At 61.5% G+C, this 14630-nt stretch carries 13 protein-coding genes; 3 read left to right on the plus strand and 10 right to left on the minus strand.

Annotated features, from left to right (window positions below; translation table 11 throughout):
* Positions 1-11: 11 nt before the first annotated feature.
* Both ABOC32_RS22610 and ABOC32_RS22615 read left to right on the plus strand, forming a co-directional pair.
* Positions 12-1490, plus strand: a complete 1479-nt coding sequence (locus ABOC32_RS22610) for a methyl-accepting chemotaxis protein (RefSeq protein WP_426808945.1) — start codon at positions 12-14, stop codon at positions 1488-1490.
* A gap of 75 nt (positions 1491-1565) precedes the next feature.
* Complete coding sequence (locus ABOC32_RS22615; protein ID WP_426808946.1) at positions 1566-1934, plus strand: Mpo1-like protein; 369 nt, start codon at positions 1566-1568, stop codon at positions 1932-1934.
* A gap of 161 nt (positions 1935-2095) precedes the next feature.
* Here the strand turns inward: ABOC32_RS22615 and ABOC32_RS22620 are convergent, their stop codons facing one another.
* The 3 genes from ABOC32_RS22620 to ABOC32_RS22630 form a co-directional block, all read right to left on the minus strand.
* On the minus strand, positions 2096-2893 hold the full coding sequence (locus tag ABOC32_RS22620; RefSeq protein WP_426808947.1) for an acyl-CoA thioesterase: 798 nt from the start codon (positions 2891-2893) through the stop codon (positions 2096-2098).
* A gap of 88 nt (positions 2894-2981) precedes the next feature.
* Positions 2982-3749 carry a CHAD domain-containing protein gene (locus tag ABOC32_RS22625; protein ID WP_426808948.1) on the minus strand — a complete coding sequence of 256 codons (768 nt, stop codon included), beginning with the start codon at positions 3747-3749 and terminating at the stop codon, positions 2982-2984.
* A 14-nt stretch (positions 3750-3763) separates the two neighbouring features.
* Positions 3764-4042, minus strand: a complete 279-nt coding sequence (locus ABOC32_RS22630; protein ID WP_003250254.1) for a lipoprotein — start codon at positions 4040-4042, stop codon at positions 3764-3766.
* Between the two features lie 177 nt (positions 4043-4219).
* On the opposite strand from ABOC32_RS22630, the gene ABOC32_RS22635 reads away from it, so the two are divergent.
* Positions 4220-5260 carry a patatin-like phospholipase family protein gene (locus ABOC32_RS22635; protein WP_426808949.1) on the plus strand — a complete coding sequence of 347 codons (1041 nt, stop codon included), beginning with the start codon at positions 4220-4222 and terminating at the stop codon, positions 5258-5260.
* A gap of 177 nt (positions 5261-5437) precedes the next feature.
* On the opposite strand, the gene ABOC32_RS22640 is transcribed toward ABOC32_RS22635, so the two are convergent.
* The 7 genes from ABOC32_RS22640 to ABOC32_RS22670 all read right to left on the minus strand — a co-directional run bounded on the left by ABOC32_RS22640 (position 5438) and on the right by ABOC32_RS22670 (position 14468).
* Complete coding sequence (locus tag ABOC32_RS22640) at positions 5438-7309, minus strand: SurA N-terminal domain-containing protein (protein WP_426808950.1); 1872 nt, start codon at positions 7307-7309, stop codon at positions 5438-5440.
* Between the two features lie 181 nt (positions 7310-7490).
* On the minus strand, positions 7491-7763 hold the full coding sequence (locus tag ABOC32_RS22645; protein WP_016485887.1) for an HU family DNA-binding protein: 273 nt from the start codon (positions 7761-7763) through the stop codon (positions 7491-7493).
* 152 nt (positions 7764-7915) lie between these two features.
* On the minus strand, positions 7916-10318 hold the full coding sequence (gene lon, locus ABOC32_RS22650) for an endopeptidase La (RefSeq protein WP_426808951.1): 2403 nt from the start codon (positions 10316-10318) through the stop codon (positions 7916-7918).
* A 163-nt stretch (positions 10319-10481) separates the two neighbouring features.
* Positions 10482-11765 (minus strand): ATP-dependent Clp protease ATP-binding subunit ClpX, encoded by a 1284-nt coding sequence (gene clpX, locus ABOC32_RS22655; protein ID WP_016485885.1) that lies wholly within the window; start codon positions 11763-11765, stop codon positions 10482-10484.
* Between the two features lie 108 nt (positions 11766-11873).
* Positions 11874-12515 carry an ATP-dependent Clp endopeptidase proteolytic subunit ClpP gene (clpP, locus tag ABOC32_RS22660; RefSeq protein WP_012271562.1) on the minus strand — a complete coding sequence of 214 codons (642 nt, stop codon included), beginning with the start codon at positions 12513-12515 and terminating at the stop codon, positions 11874-11876.
* Between the two features lie 92 nt (positions 12516-12607).
* Positions 12608-13921: a trigger factor gene (gene tig, locus ABOC32_RS22665; protein ID WP_016500559.1), complete on the minus strand. Its 1314-nt coding sequence runs from the start codon at positions 13919-13921 to the stop codon at positions 12608-12610.
* 247 nt (positions 13922-14168) lie between these two features.
* Positions 14169-14468, minus strand: coding sequence for a DUF6388 family protein (locus tag ABOC32_RS22670; RefSeq protein WP_426808952.1), 300 nt, complete (start codon positions 14466-14468; stop codon positions 14169-14171).
* Between the last annotated feature and the right edge of the window lie 162 nt (positions 14469-14630).

Consider the following 14630-nt stretch of genomic DNA (forward strand, 5'->3'; position numbering starts at 1 on the left):
AAGACCTGCCCATGGGTGCCTGGCTTAGCAATGTTTCCCTGAAGTACAAATTTTGGGCCGTCAATGCGGTGGCCTTTGTCACGACCTTGCTGCTGGTGCTCTACGCCGTGCACCTGGAGCAACGCGCCCGCGCGGAAGCTGCGCAGGCGCAGGCGGCAGCGCAAGCCCAACTGCTGGCTGCCTGGCCTGCCGGGCAAGCATTGCCGCGCCCGGACAACGTCATCAGCTGGTCGGCCGGGCAAACGCCGACGTTCGCCGGTGAGGCACTCGATAGCCTGCGCAACGCCCAGGGCTGGGTGGAGCTACCGAGCGCCTGGATCCTCGGGGACAACCCGCTGCGCGGCGCGCAGGTATTGCGCCACGGCGACCAACAGGTGGCCGTGCTCGCCCAGTCGCCAAGCCTGCGCCAGGTATTCTTCGAGCGCTTCGGCAACTACGCGGTATGCGTGCTGATCCTGATGCTGGCCATGCTCGGCGCCTCGCAATTGCTGATCCGCTTCCTGCTCAGCCAGCTCAATACCCTGAAGGACGTGATGCTGCACGTGGAAAAGACCGGCGACCTGGCGGCCCGTGTGCCGCTGGCCTGCGGCGACGAGGTCGGCCAGATGGCCGGGGCTTTCAATGCCATGCAGGCCACCTACCACCGCGTGGTCAGCACTGTCGCCCACACCGCTGCACAGCTGGATTCGGGCGCCGCACGCCTGGCGGCCAGCATGAGCAACGTACGCCACGGCATGCTCGGCCAGCAGAGCGAGACAGACCAGGCTGCCACCGCCATCAACGAAATGTCGGCGACGGTGCACCACATTGCCCAGCATGCAGGCGCCACCCGTGACCTGTCACAAACCGCCGACACCCTGGCCGGCAGCGGCAAAGAGGTGGTCAGCCGGGTGCAGGATTCGATTTCCGGGCTGTCCAGCGGTGTGCAGCAAACCGCCGAAATGATTCGCCAACTGGCCGAAGACAGCCAGAAGATCAACAGCGTGGTCGGCGTAATCCACAGCATCGCCGAGCAGACCAACCTGCTGGCGCTCAACGCAGCCATCGAAGCGGCGCGCGCCGGTGATCTGGGCCGCGGCTTTGCCGTGGTGGCCGATGAGGTGCGCAACCTGGCCAAGCGCGTGCAAACCTCTACCGACGAAATCACCACCATGGTCTCCGCCCTGCAATCGGGCACCCGCGATGCAGTGGAATTCATGCAGGAAAGCTCGTACAAGGCCGACGATTGCGTCCGCCAGGCCCAAGAGGCCGGCGAAGCGCTGGCGGAGATCACCGGTGCTGTGGCGCAGATGCGCGAAAGCAACACCCAGATTGCCGTGGCGGCCGAGCAGCAAAGCCAGGTGGCCGAGGAAATGAACCGCGCCGTGGTGAGCATCCGCGATGTCACCGAACAGACCGTGCAACAGACGGTGGGCTCGGCAACCACCAGCAGCGAACTGGCAACCCTGGCCGGCGAACTGAACAGGGTCATTGGCCAGCTCAAGCTATAGTTGCCATAGCCTGCATCGATTGGCCCCCGGCCGGGGGCCGCACTAAGCTTTGAGCATGACCGAGAGGAAATGCCCATGAGCAAACGCCTGCCCAACCTGCCCGCCTGGCAATGGCGCGGCTACCACCATAACCACCGCCACCCGGCCAACCTGGTGCTGCACCTGATTGCCGTGCCGCTGTTCATCCTCGGCGCACTGCTGATTCTATCCGGCCTGTTCGGCCTGGACCTGGGCCAGATTGCCGTTGGCGTGATTGCCCTGATTGCGGGCCTTGGCTTGCAGCGCCATGGCCACCGCCTGGAGGCCGAGCAGCCCGAGCCGTTCGCCAACCGCCAGGATGCCGTGCAGCGCTTACTGACAGAGCAGTTCATCACCTTTCCGCGCTTTTTGCTGAGCGGGGCCTGGTGGAAGGCCTGGCGGGAGCGGCATAAACACCGGCATTGATATGACGATCATGCGCAATATTTTGTAGGAGCGGCCTTGTGTCGCGATCGGGCTGCGCAGCAGCCCCAGTATTGCAGCTTCGCAGCAGAGATTGCCGGGGCCGCTTTGCGGCCCGATCGCGACACAAGGCCGCTCCTACAGTTAATTGCTGTGACTGGGGGTTAGGCAAACACGGTGACGGTCTGTCGGCTCAGGGCCAGCAACTCACCTTCTGCCGTCCACAACGCGGCAGCAGCGTGCCCATAACCCTCCCGCGCATGCTCGGTCTCCACGCAATACCGGCACCAGTCCAGGGTCGACAGCTTCGCCGTGGGCTGGATGAACTCGATGGTCCAGGTCAATGTGCTGCCCGCTGCGGGCTGCTTGAGAAAGGGCATCAGGCTCGGCGGCCAGGCATCGACCAACGCCAGCAAGTGCGACTCATTGACCTGCTCTTGCGCCACATCCCGCAAGCGCACCCAGCCACCCATCTTGCGCGACTGATTGCCACTGAACGGCAACCCACCCACCGCCCAACGCAAGGCTACATGGCGCATGAATTCGGGCGTCACGCCCTTGATATAGGGCAACTCGGGCGCTGCGTCGGCGAGCGCTGGCATTTCCATCGCCGGTAACGCCGGCACATCGACCACCGAAGGCCGGCCTGCACCGAAATTGCCCTGCACCAAGGTCACCACCTGGCCATCCTGAACGGCGCGGCCGAGCAAGGTGCTGACCGCCTTGCCTTCACGCAGCACCTCCACCTCGAAACGGATTGGCACATCCGCAGCCGCAGGCGCTACAAAGCTGATGGCCAGCGAGCGCACAGGGCGGCTGTCGGAGAGTTTCAGGCGCATGGCCTCGTAGACCATGGCCGCCATCAGCCCGCCAAAGGCAGCGCGGCCCTGGGCCCAGCTGGGCGGGATGCTGACGGCATCCGGGTTGGCCCGCACGGCGTCGAGCAGTTGGTTGAAGTTCATTGGCTGGCTCCTGCCCGCAGCGAAAAGGTCTGCTCATCGTAGCCAGCAAACCCCGGGCGATCAGCCCGCATATCGGTCAATTTTCGGGCTAGCGACGCGCCAGCGCCTGCATCAGGGCATCCAGCGTCACATCCGACTTGCGCTCGGCCTCGTGCAGTTCCTGCTCCCAAGCAGCTTTGCAGGGGGCCAGGTCAGCATGGTCGCGCGCCTGCAGCAACCACTGCAGGCGGTCATGCCAGTTGCCCAGGTCGCCCTGTGCCTTCTTCAGCAGGCGCTGCAGTTTCTTCCCGGCGTGGTCGAGTTGCGGATAGGCCTCGTCGCCATAGCGCGCACGCTTGATCAGCAAGCGCAGGCGGTGGCGGTCGTGAGCGGGGTCCTGCAAGGCTTCGTGCAACTTGCGCCACTGCTTCACCAGGCGCTTGTCGATGCGTTTGTCCAGCGACTTGACCAGCCCCTCGCGGCCTGCCGCCCGCAGGAACAACGGAAACGCGTCGACAATCGTCAGCACCCGGGCCAGCTGCGGGCTGGCAGCGACACTGGCAAAGGTCCTGCCACGCCCTTCCAGGCGCCGATGGCCGGCGGCAGGATAGCCGCGCCCGATCAGCTCGGCTGCCAGCACCTCCCGATCACGCAGCGGCGTGGTCAAGGTACCCAGCGCGCTGGCGGCATCATCGAGCTGCTCCACGCCAGGCAGCCCACGCAGGGGCCGCAGCAGGCTGCGCAGGCGCCGCAAGCTGATGCGCAAGTCGTGCAAGGCCTCGCTGTCGGTGTCGGCAGCCAGGCGTTCGCGGCAGGCCATCAGGCGCACCTGCAAGGTCAGTATCTGGGCTACTACATGGTCTAGCATGGCAGACATACGACGCTCCTTGGTCAGCGCCCGGCGCGCGACTCACGAATGTAGAAGCGCGCCTTTTCGGCTTTGCGCGTACAGCTTTCGTAACCTTCGAACTGCTGCTGGGTCTTGGCCCCGGTCAGCAGCGACAACGCCTTGGAGTAACTCACAGCACCGGCAAAGCCTTCGGCCTTGGCCAGGTCCAGTTCCTTCCAGGCGGCATCCAGCTGGGTCGCGCAGCTGTCACGGTAGGCCGTCTTGCCCGCGCAGCCAGCAAGGGCCAAGGCAATCAGTGGAAGGCAGATCCAGGCTTTCATCAGTAATACCTCAATGGAAAAACAGTGGCTGTTCGACGCCCCGGCAGCTGAAAAGTGCCCTGCCTGGCCAGCTGTACCGGGCCGGTTTTATTACAGTAGCTCAGCGCGATCTACATTGAAGCACAGCCTGTGATGGGTGCATTGTAGGACCATGGTTGCACTGGACGGGGAATATTCATGAGCAAACGCGTGGCACTGGTACTGGGCTCGGGCGGAGCCCGGGGGTATGCACACATCGGTGTGATCGAGGAAATCGAGCGGCGCGGCTACGACATTGCCTGCATTGCCGGCTGCTCCATGGGTGCAGTGGTTGGCGGCATCTATGCTGCCGGCAAGCTGAGCGACTATCGCAACTGGATCGAGAGCCTCGACTACCTGGATGTACTGCGCCTGGTCGACGTCAGCTTTCGCCTCGGCGCCATTCGTGGCGACAAGGTGTTCGGGCAAATCCGCAAGATCGTTGGCGAGATCAACATCGAGCAATTGCGCATCCCCTATACAGCGGTTGCGACCGACCTCACCAACCAACAGGAAATCTGGTTTCAGGAAGGCTGCCTGCACCAGGCGATGCGCGCCTCGGCGGCCATCCCCAGCCTGTTTACCCCCGTGATCCAGGGCAACCGCATGCTGGTGGACGGGGGCATCCTCAACCCGCTGCCGATTGTGCCTGTGGTGTCCAGCCACTGCGACCTGATCATCGCGGTCAACCTTAACGCCACCAACCAGAAGCAATACCAGTTACCGGTGATCGAGCGCCCAGCGGCCTTCAAGATGCGTTTTGACTCCCTGCTGAGCTCGTTGGGCTCTCACTTGCCGTTCCGGCGCAAGCAGGCGGAAGAGCTGATGCGCATCGAACAGGAAATAGTCGCCGAAGGCCTGGCGCCGCCCAACCCGTGGCTGGCAGATGCCGCCGCCCCGGAAGGCCAGCAACCGGCGGCAGCACCGGAACGCGAGGGCGCGCCAAAGTCCGCGACTGGCTCGTTCATCATCGACAACGTGGGGCCTGCTTCGCTGCTGGACCTGATCAACCAGAGCTTCGAGGTCATGCAGACGTCGCTGGCGCAGTACAAGATCGCCGGGTATCCACCGGATGTGCTGATCAACGTGCCCAAGCGTGTGTGCCGGTTCTTCGAGTTCTACAAGGCGCCCGAGCTGATTGCCCTGGGACGGGAGATTGCGCGGGATACGCTGGATAACTATGAAGGCGTGAAGCGCTAAGCGTCGTAGCGCCTGTGCCGGCCTCTTCGCGGGTGAACCCGCTCCCACAGGGACCGCGCTGACCTTGGATCTGGCGCAGTACCTGTGGGAGCGGGTTCACCCGCGAAGAGGCCGGCACAGGCGACAGAAACGAAACAGGCCGCACGAGGCGGCCTGTTTCTTCATGCAGCGATCACCTTAGTAACGGGTGATATCCGCATTGGCTTCCAGCTGCTTGCGGTACGCCGCGAAGTCCTGCTGGCCAGCACGCGACGCGAGGTAGCGGCGGATCTGCTGCTTCTCTTCGTCGGTGGCGGTAGCGCCTTCGTTGACACCCTTGAGCTGCAGCACCACCAGGCTACCGTCACGCAGCACGACGCTGCCATACACCGGCTTGTCCTTGGCTTGCGGCTTGCCCAGGCGGAACAGCGCCTGCAGTTCGGCCGGGTCAATACCGTCCTCGCCACGGGTGACTGCTTCGTAGGCCTTCCAGCCTTGCCCTTCGTGCACGCTGCCTACTGCAATGGAACCGTCACGCAGGCCGGCAATCAGCTTGTCCGCCTTGGTCTTGAGCTCGGCAGTTGCCTTCTCTTTGGCCAGGTGTTCGCGGATGTTCGTGGCCACCGCTTCCAGCGGCAGTTGCTCCGGCTTGCGGTGCTCCTTGACGCGCAATACCACGGTGGTCTCCGGGTCGAGCTCGATGGCGGTGCTGTTGGCAGCCTCCTCCAGCACTTCTTCGGAGAACGCAGCCTGCACCACCGAACGATTGGCGGTAATGCCCTCACCACCCTCGCGACCGAAGGCTGCGGAGGTCTGCACCTTGAGGTTCAGGTCCTGGGCCGGCTGGGCCAGGTCGGAAGCCTCGTAGGCAGCATCCTGCAGCTGCTTGCTGGCATCGACGTAGCGCTGTTCGACCAGCGGGGTTTTCAGGTCGCGGGTCAGCTTGTCCTTCAAGCTGGCGAAACTCGGCACTTCAGGCGCCTGCACACCCAGCAGCTTGATCAGGTGGTAGCCAAACTCGGTGCGCACTGGCGCCGAGACCTGGCCGTCCTGCAGCTTGTACAGCGCGTCCTCGAACGCCGGGTCGTAGACACCCGGGCCGGCAAAGCCGAGGTCACCACCGCTGTTGGCCGAGCCCGGGTCCTGGGAGAACTCCTTGGCCAGCGCGGCAAAGTCTTCACCCTTGGCCAGGCGCTGCTCGATCTCTTCGGCACGGGCCTTGGCCTGGGCGTCGGTGACCTTGTCGTTGACCTCGATGAGGATGTGCGCGGCATGGCGCTGCTCGGCGAGGTTGGCGATTTCCTTCTCGTACTGGGCCTTGAGCTCTTCGTCGGTCACTTTGACCTGGTCGAAGAACACCGACTTCTTCAGCTCGATGTAGTCGATCACCACCTGGTCAGGCGACATGAACTCCTTGGCGTGCTGCTCGTAATGCGCCTTGACCTCTTCGTCGCTGACCTTGACCGCGGCCGGGTCGGCCTTGAAGGTCAGGGAGGCGAAGTCGCGGGTCTGCTTCTCCAGGCGAGCGAAGGCATCGACCTGCTGGTCGGTGACAAAGCTGCTGCCGGCCAGGCCGGTGCGCAGCTGGCCAATGAGCATTTCCTCGGCGAGCATCTCGCGGAACTGCATGCGGCCGTAGCCCATCTGGCGTATGACCTGGTCGAAACGGTCAGCACTGAACTTGCCGTCCACCTGGAACTCCGGCGTTTGCAGGATCACCTGATCCAGCGCGGCCTCGGAGAAGGCAAACTTGGCATCTTCGGCGCCTTGCAGCAGCAACTTGCGGCTGATAAGGCCCTTGAGCGCCTCTTCACGCAGCAATTTGTCTTCCAGCAGCGCTGGGTCGAAATCCTTGCCCAACTGTTGCATCAACTGACGGCGCTGCATGTCGGCCGCCTGGGCCAGCTCGTTCTGGCTGATGGTCTGGCCGTTTACCTTGGCGGCGTCCTGGCTATGGGTGGCGGCCTGGAAAATGGCTTCGAAACCGGTCAATGCCATCAAGACGACGATAAGGCCGATGATGGTCTTGGCAATCCAACCTTGTGAATTGTCCCTGATATTTTGCAGCATGCGTCCCCCAGAAACGGCTGTACCACTGCGTCGACAACCGCGGAGCGTGGGTAGAATCCTGATAAAAGAAAGGCGCATCCGAGGATGCGCCTTTTCTTAGCAAACGTGTCAGGCGGGAACGTTTGCGCCCCGCCTTCAGCGTGCTCGGACCCGGCAAGGCCAGGCCCGGCTGAAAGACGACTTAGTTGACGGCGTCTTTCAGGCCTTTGCCAGCCTTGAAACCTGGAACCTTGGCGGCTTCGATCTTGATCGCCTTACCGGTTTGCGGGTTACGGCCAGTACGCTCGGCGCGGTCCTTGACCGAGAAGGTACCGAAGCCAACCAGAACGACGTCGTCGCCTGCTTTCAGGGCACCGGTTACGGAGTCGATCACAGCGTCCAGAGCCTTACCTGCGGTAGCTTTGGAAATGTCAGCCGATGCAGCGATAGCGTCAATCAGTTCCGACTTGTTCACTCTAAGTCCCCTTATTTCTCTATTGAGTTTGTTTCTAAGTATGTAATGAAAAGCTTATGAAACGTGCGCTGGGTGGCTTGATGACAATAGCGTGCCGCTTTATAGCAAGGGCCCGAAAAAACTGTCAAGGAAAGCCCCCCAGCCAAAAACTACTAATGCGTGCTGATTCTTTCCTTAGCATCGCCGTCGCGCTTTTCATCTTTCGCGACAATCTCAGGAGCCACATCTGGCAAGGGCTCCGGGGCGTATTGCAGCGCAATTTGCAGGACTTCGTCAATCCATTTGACCGGTTTGATCTGAAGATCCTGTTTGATATTTTCCGGAATCTCCTTCAGATCGCGAACATTCTCCTCTGGAATGATCACCGTCTTGATGCCACCACGGTGTGCCGCCAGCAGTTTTTCCTTCAGCCCGCCAATGGCCAGCACCTGGCCACGCAGGGTGATTTCGCCGGTCATGGCCACGTCGGCACGTACCGGAATCTGCGTCAGCGCCGACACCAATGCGGTGCACATGCCCACACCCGCGCTTGGGCCGTCCTTCGGCGTGGCGCCTTCCGGCATGTGGATGTGCACGTCGCGCTTCTCGTGGAAATCGGCGGCAATCCCCAGGCTACGGGCGCGGCTGCGTACCACGGTCTGTGCGGCGGTGATCGATTCGACCATCACATCGCCCAGCGAGCCGGTCTTGATCAACTGGCCCTTGCCGGGGATGACCACGGCTTCGATGGTCAGCAGTTCGCCACCCACCTGGGTCCAGGCCAGGCCGGTGACCTGACCGATCTGGTCCTGCTGCTCGGCCAGGCCGTAACGGAACTTGCGCACGCCCAGCAGATGCTCCAGCTGCTCGCTGGCCACCTTGACCTTGACCTTGACCTGCTTCTGCCCGGTATGTTCCTTGACCACCTTGCGGCAGACCTTGGCAATTTGCCGCTCCAGGCCACGCACACCGGCTTCGCGGGTGTAGTAGCGGATGATGTCGCGGATCGCCGAAACGTCGACCTCAAGCTCTTCCTTCTTCAAGCCGTTGGCCTTGACCTGCTTGGGCACCAGGTACTTGACCGCGATGTTGATCTTCTCGTCCTCGGTGTAGCCCGGCAGGCGGATGACTTCCATCCGGTCCAGCAGCGCCGGCGGGATATTCATCGAGTTCGAGGTGCACAGGAACATCACGTCCGAGAGGTCGTAGTCGACTTCCAGGTAGTGGTCGTTGAAGTTGTGGTTCTGCTCCGGGTCGAGCACTTCCAGCAGTGCCGAGGCCGGGTCGCCACGCATGTCGCTGCCCATCTTGTCGATTTCGTCGAGCAGGAACAGCGGGTTGCGCACGCCCACCTTGGTCATCTTCTGGATCAGACGGCCAGGCATGGAGCCGATATAGGTACGGCGGTGGCCACGGATCTCGGCCTCGTCACGCACGCCACCCAAGGCCATGCGCACGAACTTGCGGTTGGTGGCAGCAGCGATCGACTCGGCCAGCGAGGTCTTGCCCACGCCAGGTGGGCCGACCAGGCACAGTACCGGGCCGCGGATTTTCTTGACGCGCTTCTGCACGGCAAGGTACTCGAGGATGCGTTCCTTGACCTCTTCCAGGCCATAGTGGTCGGCATCGAGAATTTCCTCGGCCTTGGTCAGGTCCAGACGCACCTTGCTCTGGGCCTTCCACGGCACCTGCACGAGCCAGTCGAGGTACGAACGCACCACGGTGGCCTCGGCCGACATCGGCGACATCTGCTTGAGCTTGTTCAGCTCGGCCTGGGCCTTGGTCAGGGCATCCTTGGGCAGGCCAGCGGCTTCGATGCGCTTTTTCAGCTCTTCGACTTCGTTGTGGCCTTCGTCGCCATCACCGAGCTCTTTCTGAATGGCCTTCATCTGCTCATTCAGGTAGTACTCGCGCTGGCTGCGCTCCATCTGCTTCTTGACCCGACCACGAATGCGCTTTTCAACCTGCAGCAGGTCGATTTCGGCATCCAGCAGCGCCAGCACGTGCTCGACACGGGTGGTCAGGTCGACAATTTCGAGAATTTCCTGCTTCTGCTCGATTTTCAAGGCCATGTGGGCGGCCATGGTATCGACCAGACGCCCCGGCTCTTCGATGCTGTTCAGCGAGGACAGCACTTCGGCAGGGACTTTCTTGCCCAGCTGCACGTACTGCTCGAATTGCGACAGCAACGTGCGCACGAACACTTCCGACTCGCGCTCGGCGGCGTCGGTTTCGTCGATCAGGGAGACTTCGGCACGGATGTGCCCTTCTACTTCGGTGAAACGCTCAACCGCGCCACGCTGCTCGCCCTCGACCAGCACCTTGACGGTGCCATCAGGCAGTTTCAGCAGCTGCAGCACAGTGGCAACGGTGCCGACACGGTACAGGGCGTCCTCGCCCGGATCGTCGTCGGCCGGGTTTTTCTGGGCGAGCAGGAGGATCTGCTTTTCGCCCGTCATCGCGGCCTCGAGGGCTTCGATGGATTTTTCGCGCCCCACGAACAGCGGGATAACCATGTGCGGGTAAACAACGACATCGCGCAATGGCAAAAGAGGCAAGTCGAGGGTGGTCTTCATGATTTCGCCTCTACAGCGGCCTTATGGCCGGAAACCGGTGGAAATGATGCTTGGACCTAATGTGGGGGCACGCTTGGGAAATTACAAGCGCTAGCGCAGGAAAAGCAGAAAGGGGCCCGTAGGCCCCCTTCTTGCTTGCAACCGTCACCGGCCATTGCCTGAATCAGGCGTCTGGCGCGGCCTTGGCTTGCGGCTCGCTGTTCTCGTAGATCATCAGCGGCTGCGAGGTGCCTTCGATGACGCTCTCGTCGATCACCACCTTGCTGACATCCTTCTTCGAAGGGATCTCGTACATGGTGTCGAGCAGCACGCCTTCGAGGATCGAACGCAGGCCACGGGCGCCAGTCTTGCGCTCCAGGGCCTTGCGTGCAACGGCCTTGAGTGCATCGCTGCGGAACTCGAGATCGACGCTTTCCATCTCGAACAGCTTGGCATACTGCTTGGTCAGGGCGTTCTTCGGCTCGGTGAGGATCTGCATCAACGCAGCCTCATCCAGCTCGTCGAGGGTAGCCAGCACCGGCAGACGGCCGACGAATTCCGGAATCAGGCCAAACTTGACCAGATCGTCCGGCTCGACCTCACGCAGGGACTCGCCAACCTTCTTGCCTTCTTCCTTGCTGCGCACTTCTGCGCCAAAACCGATGCCACCCTTGGTGGAACGGCCCTGGATGACTTTTTCCAGGCCCGAGAACGCGCCACCGCAAATGAACAGGATATTGCGGGTATCGACCTGCAGGAATTCCTGTTGCGGGTGCTTGCGCCCACCTTGCGGCGGTACCGAGGCCACGGTGCCCTCGATCAGCTTCAGCAGCGCCTGCTGCACGCCCTCGCCCGAGACGTCACGGGTAATGGACGGGTTGTCCGACTTGCGCGAAATCTTGTCGATTTCGTCGATGTAGACAATGCCCATCTGGGCCTTTTCCACGTCGTAGTCGCACTTCTGCAACAGCTTCTGAATAATGTTTTCGACGTCCTCACCCACATAACCGGCTTCGGTCAGGGTGGTGGCGTCAGCAATGGTAAACGGTACGTTTAACAGGCGTGCCAGGGTTTCGGCGAGCAGGGTCTTGCCCGAGCCGGTCGGCCCGATGAGCAGGATGTTGCTCTTGCCCAGTTCGACTTCGTCGCCCTTCTTGTCACGCTGGTTCAGGCGCTTGTAGTGGTTGTATACCGCTACGGCCAGCACCTTTTTCGCGCGCTCCTGACCAATGACGTACTGGTCCAGGATGCCGCTGATTTCTTTCGGCGAAGGCAATTTGTGCGCGCTGCTCTCGGCCTGGGCTTCCTGCACCTCCTCACGGATGATGTCGTTGCACAGGTCGACGCACTCGTCGCAGATAAATACCGAGGGCCCGGCAATCAATTTGCGCACTTCGTGCTGGCTTTTGCCGCAGAAGGAGCAATAGAGCAATTTGCCGCTGTCCTCGCCGTTACGGGTGTCAGTCATTCGATCGATCCAATCCGGTAGGCTTGCAACACAAGATGAAGGCAATTGCGGGCTTTTTCAAGTCCGCAGGTAGGCGGTTTCCGCGCCTACCTGCTCTGACCCCCCGGTTCAGGAGGCCAGTTGCCGCTTGTCGTAGACCGAGTCGATCAGGCCGTACTCGGCCGCGCGCGAGGCGCTCATGAAGTTGTCACGCTCAGTGTCACGCTGGATGGTCTCGAGGTCCTGGCCGGTGTGGTAGGCCAGCAGCTCGTTGAGACGCGCCTTGATGCTGAGGATTTCCTGGGCGTGGATCTGGATGTCGGTCGCCTGGCCCTGGAAGCCGCCCAATGGCTGGTGAATCATCACCCGCGAGTTAGGCAGGCAGTGACGCTTGCCCTTGGCACCGGCGGTCAACAGGAAGGCACCCATGCTGCAGGCCTGGCCGATGCAGATGGTCGAGACGTCCGGCTTGATGAACTGCATGGTGTCGTAGATCGACATGCCAGCAGTCACCGAGCCGCCTGGGGAGTTGATGTAAAGATGGATATCCTTGTCCGGGTTTTCCGCCTCAAGGAACAGCATCTGCGCCACTACCAGGTTGGCCATGTAGTCTTCTACAGGGCCTACCAGGAAGATCACTCGCTCCTTCAACAGGCGCGAGTAGATGTCATAGGCACGTTCGCCACGGGCGGACTGCTCGATAACCATCGGGACCAGGCCGCCTGCGGCCTGGATGTCAGAGCTCTGCTGAATATAAGAATTGCGGGACATGTCCTGCGCTCACTCCCAAATAGTCATGGCTTGAATACGCACAAGCCAGCGCGAAGGCTGGCTTGTGGGGGTTTCCTACGAGAGAAAACGTATTACTCGGCTTCGGCTGGTGCCTCAGCTGGTTTTACGGCTTCTTCGTACGAGACCGACTTGTCGGTCACAGTCGCTTTCTGCAGAACAGTATCTACAACTTGTTCTTCCAGCACAACCGAACGCACTTCGTTCATTTGCTGGTCGTTCTTGTAGTACCAGGCGATGACCTGCTCAGGCTCCTGGTAAGCCGAAGCCATTTCTTCGATCATCTCGCGGACCTTGGCGTCGTCCGGCTTCAGTTCGAACTGCTTGACCACTTCAGCCACGATCAGGCCCAGCACTACGCGGCGCTTGGCTTGCTCGGTGAACAGCTCGGCAGGCAGCTGCTCAGGCTTGATGTTGCCACCGAACTGCTGAACAGCCTGCACGCGCAGACGGTTGACTTCGTTTTCCAGCAGGGCCTTTGGCACTTCGATCGGGTTGGCGGCCAGCAGACCGTCCATGACCTGGTTTTTCACCTTGGTCTTGATCGCCTGGCGCAGTTCACGCTCCATGTTCTTGCGAACTTCGGTGCGGAAGCCTTCCAGGGTCGACTCTTTGATACCGAACTGGGCGAAGAACTCTTCGTTCAGCTCTGGCAGCACAGGGGCGGCAACGCTGTTGACGGTGATGGTGAACTCGGCAGCTTTGCCAGCCAGGTCCAGGTTCTGGTAGTCCTCTGGGAAGGTCACGTTGACAACGCGCTCTTCGCCAGCCTTGGCGCCAACCAGGCCTTCTTCGAAGCCCGGGATCATGCGGCCGGAGCCCAGCACCAGCGGGGTGCCCTTGGCCGAACCGCCGGCGAACACTTCACCGTCGACCTTGCCGACGAAGTCGATGTTGACCTGGTCGTCGTTCTGCGCGGCGCGCTCGACAGCCTCGAAACGGGTGTTCTGCTTGCGCAGCACTTCCAGCATGTTGTCCAGGTCGGCGTCAGCCACTTCGGCGCTCAGGCGCTCGACGTTGATCGACTCGAGGCCGGCAACGGTGAACTCCGGGAACACTTCGAAGATGGCAACGAATTCCAGGTCCTTGCCTTTTTCGAAGGACTTTGGCTCTACAGCAGGGGCGCCAGCCGGGTTCAGCTTCTGCTCGACGATGGCTTCGTAGAAGGAAGCCTGGACCAGGTCACCGAAAGCCTCTTGACGGGCGTCAGCCTCGAAACGCTGACGGATCACGTTCATCGGCACTTTGCCAGGACGGAAGCCCGCAATCTTGGCGCGCTTGGCAGTCTGCTGCAGACGCTTGTTGACTTCGTTCTCGACGCGCTCGGCCGGAACGGCGATGGTCATGCGGCGCTCGAGAGCGGAAGTGTTTTCAACAGAAACTTGCATGGATATTCCTCGTTGCACAGACGTTAGCCGGCGTTAGCCCGACTCCAGAATCAAGGGCAAGCATTCTAGTGAGTCGCGCAGCAGAAGTCACCCCACTCGGGACGACGGGAAACCACGCCGGTCGATTAGCTTTCAAGGCCCGCACGGCATACCGCCGAGCCTGCTTCAATAAGGGCCGCACGACGCCCGGGGCGACCTGCAGCCGAAATACCTTGTCAAACAACTGCCAGTAGCGAATTCGCTTCCTTTATTCAGGATCGATTTCATTGAACTGGCAGTACTCTTCCCACTCCATCCCCAGCGCCTCGGCCACCTCGCGGTGCGTTTCCAGGCGCATGGCCTGCAGCTGCGCCGGGGTTTCGGCAATCAATTGCAGCGCCAGCTCCCAGGGCTGGATGCCCTGCTCATCGGCCGCATCCTCGAATGCCCACTCGATCTGCTGGGCCTGCTCGCGCGCATCCAGCTCGCGGATCTCTTCGAGCAAATGCGGGTTGGCCTCGGCAAAGCGCTGTAGCGCAAGGGCCTGACGGGATTCTTTTGCAATCATTGGCTGTTCCTCTGCCGGCCAACCAGGCCGGTGTTTCAACCGGCTGAAATCTAACAGCTTTTATTGGGACGCCACCAGAGGATTGCAAGGGGCGCAACGCATTGATTTCCAACACGCCAAATAGCCCCACAACATCACAGGAAAAGCCCTATGGCACGAGCG

Origin of the sequence: Pseudomonas sp. WOUb67, from assembly GCF_050058005.1 — a bacterium.
Lineage (GTDB): Bacteria > Pseudomonadota > Gammaproteobacteria > Pseudomonadales > Pseudomonadaceae > Aquipseudomonas > Aquipseudomonas putida_R.